This is a genomic window from Palleronia caenipelagi, from assembly GCF_007004065.1.
Classification (GTDB): Bacteria; Pseudomonadota; Alphaproteobacteria; order Rhodobacterales; family Rhodobacteraceae; genus Palleronia; species Palleronia caenipelagi.
Map to the genome: position 1 here is coordinate 1 of NZ_VFSV01000093.1, position 4,988 is coordinate 4,988.

The window sequence follows — 4,988 nt, forward strand, 5'->3', positions numbered from 1 at the left end:
CCCCGACCGCCCGCGCCGGTCCATCACGTCCGCATGGAACCACATTAAGCGCGCCGCAAGCCTGCCCCCCTCCCTGCGCCTCCACGATCTGCGCCACACCTATGCCAGCCATGCGGTGCTGTCCGGGGAAAGCCTGTACCTCACCGGCAAACTTCTCGGCCACCGCAATCCGGGCAGCACCAACCGCTACGCCCATCTCGACAGCCACCATCTGGCCCGGGCCGCAGACAAGATCGCAGACCGCATCGACAGCATGATGAACGGCGAGCCTGAACGCAGCACCCGCCAGACATGACCGGCGGGGGTAAAGTTAAAGTGTGGGGCGAGTCGGCACGTGTTCTTGGAGCTCTCTGGATAACAAATATGGGCTATCTATGTACCTGCCAATTGCAGACTGGGCCACAAACGCATCCACCTTTCCCCACATCATTGAAGGTGGTCTTTCACAGCGTGGTCGAACTGATACTGGTTGTCCGAACTGCTCCAAGACCAAAAGCGGCGAGACACCGCGTTTTACTAGGTGCCATGAGCAGCGCAGATGTGCGATAAAAGGGGCGACCGAAACCAACGTGTTCAAGATAGATTCTATGCTGAGACTGATCATCGACACCAACCTATTTCATGAGTTTCGGCCGCTGGAAGAACTGCCATGGGCTGAATTGGGAGAGCTTGACTACATTGAGCTGATCGTGACGGACGTAGTTCAGACAGAGTTAGATGAACACAAGAAGTCCACGCGTGCCCGTATGAAGCGCACTGCGATCAAGATAACCAAGCAATTTAGGGACATGTTGCTCGCTCACGAAAGCGAATTAGAAATACGCGCGTCGGGACCGCGTGTCGTACTCAGCCTAAGTGACGTGAATTTTGGTTCTGAGACATATGGCACTCTGGACCTTAACAACTTTGATGATCAGCTTGTCGCGATAGCCAAGAGACTCTCTGACAATTTTAAAGATGGAAGTGTTCATCTATTTTCAAATGATACCCGTCCGATGCGCAAAGCTGTCGGTTTAGGTTTGAATTTGATGGCTATTCCTGAGGAATGGCGGCGTTCGGACGAGAAAACGGACGAAGAGAAAGAAAGGTCACGTCTTGCGTATGAAAACAAGCGTCGTCGATCTCAAGAACCTATCATCAAGTTAACGTCGGATCCAGCTGAACCATTACATTTAAACCTACCAATCTACGCGCCTCTTAGCGATGACGAGATAGACCATTTCATGGATCTACTCACACAGAGAAACCCGAAAGAAACCAATTTTGCCATCCATCAACCTGATAATCCTGTCGCCGAACAATTCGGAGGTGTATCCCTAGGAATTACACAGTATGAGTTCGAAGAAGCGCCGCCAAACGATGTGGAAGCATATCTGTGGCTGGAGTATCCTCAATGGGAGACAGATTGCCGAGAGAAGTTGCAACACGCACATATCCATCTCACAGCTTTTGGGCATGAATTCGCCGCGGCTTTTCTGTTGAGCAATACTGGTACAAGACCAGCTGCTGATGTCTTGCTCACGATTGCAGCGAAAGGCGCTCTTCTTGTGATGCCTCCTCTTCAAAATGATAAGGATGATTTCGAAGACGAGCCAATAACCGGGCCTTTAATTTTCCCATCAGCGCCGAAAGCTCCGCAAGGGAAATGGAATCGACGTCTGAGAACCATTTTGGATCTCCGGGCCTTTAAAGATAATTTTGGCCCAACTCACATACTCGATATAGATACTGATCTGATGACATCAGTGCCGCGAATTGATAACCCTTACCACTTCTACTATCAAGACCGCCCGAGCACCTATGTAAAAACTTTTACATTGACGTGTGATCAATTCAGACACGCCGGCAAACCTGAAGTCTTTGAATGTATGTGTCATGTTGATGGACGAGCTAAGGAGTTGGACGGAAAGAACGCAGTCGTTGAAATCAAGATAGAAGCGTCGAATTTGAGCGACCCTGTCAGTCATAAATTGATCGTTCGATTTGGCGCCGAACATCGGTCTACATTTAAAACTGTGTCAGACATTTTACACCAAGGCGCTCTATGATCGATTGCCCTGAAGAATGTCGAATACACCCAGATTGCCCACAATGGACGGTGGCCTCCAGTACGCATCAAACAGTAGTGGCCGGAACTAACGTAGTATCGAGATACGGATGTCGCCCCGCGAAATCTGATTTCATTTAAAACCGAATTGATCCATTGAGCGTAGTGTTTTAGATATTATAATGACTGGTCTTAGTAAAATTATTACTACAGCGACGCACCGGAGCTTCTCGCTACGAGCGCCTTAATTTTCGACCAATGGTCCAACTCCCAACGTGGCAACTATCCTTGCAGAAAGCTCTTCTCTGCACTTTTCAAAATTGGAAGTGTTCCAGCGAATTTGATTAAACTGCCGTACGTCGAAATGCACAACGTTAGGTGTATCTGCAATATCGTCCTTGACCATCCAAATTACAGGTAAATTCAAACCTGTTGCAAAGCCTGCCTCAAAGTACACACCACCTCGAGGAATACCTATTTTTTGAGAAATTGCGTCAGTGCCAACCCCGCACGTCAAATCGACAATAACGGCTTTGGATTTACGTATTTCAGCGATAATTTTATTATCAATCATTTCGTTGTGCTGTGTGTCGTCTATTCGCACCGGAATATACCCAGCCTTTTTAATGGGTGGTTCAATAACACATTCGTATAATGGTTTGGTGATTTCCTCTGAAAACCACATTGCAACGAAAATCTGCTCGCCCTCGACCAAGTTCGCTCCAAGACTCTCAACGTAAGAATGACCAGAAATCGTAAGTCTGACTTCTCTTCCCTTGCTGCCTGACTTGCGCTCCAAGTAACCGAGCATTTCAGCATGTTGCCAGTAACCATCAACCTCGCTCATAGGAGAAGCTTCGCCGCGCCCGAAGCCGGGGTGCGCTGGGTTCATATCGGACGCAATAAAGGGTTGGTACGCCATATCGAAGGAATTTTTCCAAGTTCCAACAGGTGAAGAAATCGCGAGAAACTTGAGCAAACTGTTGAAACGGGTTGACACAGAGGGCAGCGCCGCACTTTTCCAGTTTCTAACATCGTCAGAGTATACTGTGATTTCTTGTCTTTTTAGATTGGCTAACGCTATTCTGAACGAGATCTTGGCCTTTTCCTCATTGGTCAAACTTAGGACCATAGACTGCGCAGAACCCGAGATAATGTACGCTCCACCAGCTCGAATACTTTGAACATAAATTGAGTCTCCCCCGGTTGAGGAAACCTCATTTGCGGGAGTGTTCCAAATCAAACACTTGGGTCGGCGAATATTAGACATAACAATTGTAAAGTTAGGTGTTCGGTGAGAGCTATCGAAACCATATTTGATATATGGAATATTTGCAACATACCTTCCATCAAAGATAAAATTTGAATGTACTGCAAATATCCGCTGTGAAATATTGTTGAACAGGTTGTAATTTGCGCTCGAGACCCGAGGGTGTGTTCGTAGTGTAGTGAGAACGATTGAACACCCAATGTTCATTCTATCGCTCTCGCCGGTCGCTTCCCCGTTGAATATGCTCCGGGTTAGTCGAATGAGGGGAATAACGGGACGAAGTTTAACGCAAACGATTTAGGTGGATCGCCGCAGAAGGCCGATCTTGGAATGTTTGTTTAACAAGCGGAATTTGCTAGCATTCTGCATTACAAAATGGCCAGATGAACGGCTTTTCCGAACAGCATGGTCTTGCAAAAGCACCGGCCTCTGCCGACGCTCGACCAACCTGCTTAAGGCTTTGATAGATGCCGCTCGAACGCAACTGATTGGCTCTAAGTTGCCGCCGCACCTCGGGTCCGACTATTTGGCGCTCCTCGAACTGGCTTCTCAGAAGTTGCTGATTTTCTAAAATGTACTGGTAGCCCTCTGGTTTGTATTGCCTGATTTTTCCAATCGCATGCATGAACTCATCACGATCTTTCCTAGGTATTCGCATTCTTTGCACCATAAAGCTTTAATCCTTTACTCTGAATTCCCTTTGAAGCAGATCGGACTCGCGAGAGCCATCACTGACCGTCACTTCGATGAAATATACACCCGGCACCATGTTCGCGCCAAGCCACCAGACAATGCTTCTGGATTGGCTTTTCAATTGGATCAAGGATGCGCCATTGGCGTGAGCTTCTGTACTTGGTCGAATACTCCAGTTCCAAATCAGGTCATCTCCGTCATCATCGTACGCGGTTCCAGTTGCTTCTAAATACGTGTCATATTCGATTAGATGATTAGATAGCGAAATCTCAATTACCCGTGGCTTCGATAGTTGGTCCGACAGAATATTACCAATAACAAACAGAAACAATGACAATATTGATAACGCAGCAGAAAGATTTCCAATGCCAATCGCTCGTATTGGAACGACGTTAGAGAATGCTGATTTGTAGTATGCGAACAGAAGTATAACGAAAGAAGAAAATGCACATATCCAATAGGTATACATCGCCCAATCGAGGGTATATGGCCTTCTGATTGCTGCAAATATTGATGGAAAAAAAATAACCGATAGAGAAATGATGCCAAGTACTGCTTTAGCAACGCTCTTGTGCTGTTCCTGTATGTCCGCCAAATTATTCATCCATTTCCATTCTTACGGACTTCGCCTCTGTTTAACATGGACTACTTTGACACATCGTGACAAGCAGTTCGAGAAGCTAGGTGTTCAGTCCCGGCATTTGGTGGATCGGATTTAGGATGAATCGATCTGGCTCTGAAGTCCAGATCTTGCAGATGTATTCGTAAGGCGTCAGCCCGCTGAGGGTCTTGAGCCTGCGGGCGAAGTTGTAGGCTGCCATGAAGTCGGCAAGGTGTGTTCGCAACTGGTCGTGATTTTCGTAGTGGAAGCGTTTGACCGTCGCCTCCTTGATGGTGCGGTTCATTCGTTCGACCTGGCCATTGGTCCACGGATGGTTCGGCTTAGTGAGCCGATGTTCGATCTCATTTGCCTCACAG

Annotated in this window: 5 protein-coding genes; 2 read left to right on the forward strand and 3 right to left on the reverse strand. The window is 47.5% G+C overall.

Features of this window, described 5'->3' with window-relative positions; all coding sequences use genetic code 11:
• Window positions 1–295: tyrosine-type recombinase/integrase (locus tag FEV53_RS19550; RefSeq protein WP_142836246.1), on the forward strand; the 295-nt coding region annotated here is incomplete at its 5' end.
• A gap of 292 nt (window positions 296–587) precedes the next feature.
• Window positions 588–2,048 carry a PIN domain-containing protein gene (locus tag FEV53_RS19555; protein WP_185962345.1) on the forward strand — a complete coding sequence of 487 codons (1,461 nt, stop codon included), beginning with the start codon at window positions 588–590 and terminating at the stop codon, window positions 2,046–2,048.
• Between the two features lie 243 nt (window positions 2,049–2,291).
• Here FEV53_RS19555 and FEV53_RS19560 read toward each other — a convergent pair whose 3' ends face one another.
• The 3 genes from FEV53_RS19560 to FEV53_RS19570 form a co-directional block, all read right to left on the reverse strand.
• Window positions 2,292–3,167 carry a hypothetical protein gene (locus FEV53_RS19560; RefSeq protein WP_142836335.1) on the reverse strand — a complete coding sequence of 292 codons (876 nt, stop codon included), beginning with the start codon at window positions 3,165–3,167 and terminating at the stop codon, window positions 2,292–2,294.
• A gap of 826 nt (window positions 3,168–3,993) precedes the next feature.
• Window positions 3,994–4,605, reverse strand: a complete 612-nt coding sequence (locus FEV53_RS19565; protein WP_142836336.1) for a hypothetical protein — start codon at window positions 4,603–4,605, stop codon at window positions 3,994–3,996.
• An 85-nt stretch (window positions 4,606–4,690) separates the two neighbouring features.
• A partial coding sequence (locus tag FEV53_RS19570; RefSeq protein WP_142834632.1) for an integrase core domain-containing protein occupies window positions 4,691–4,988 on the reverse strand: 298 nt, incomplete at its 5' end.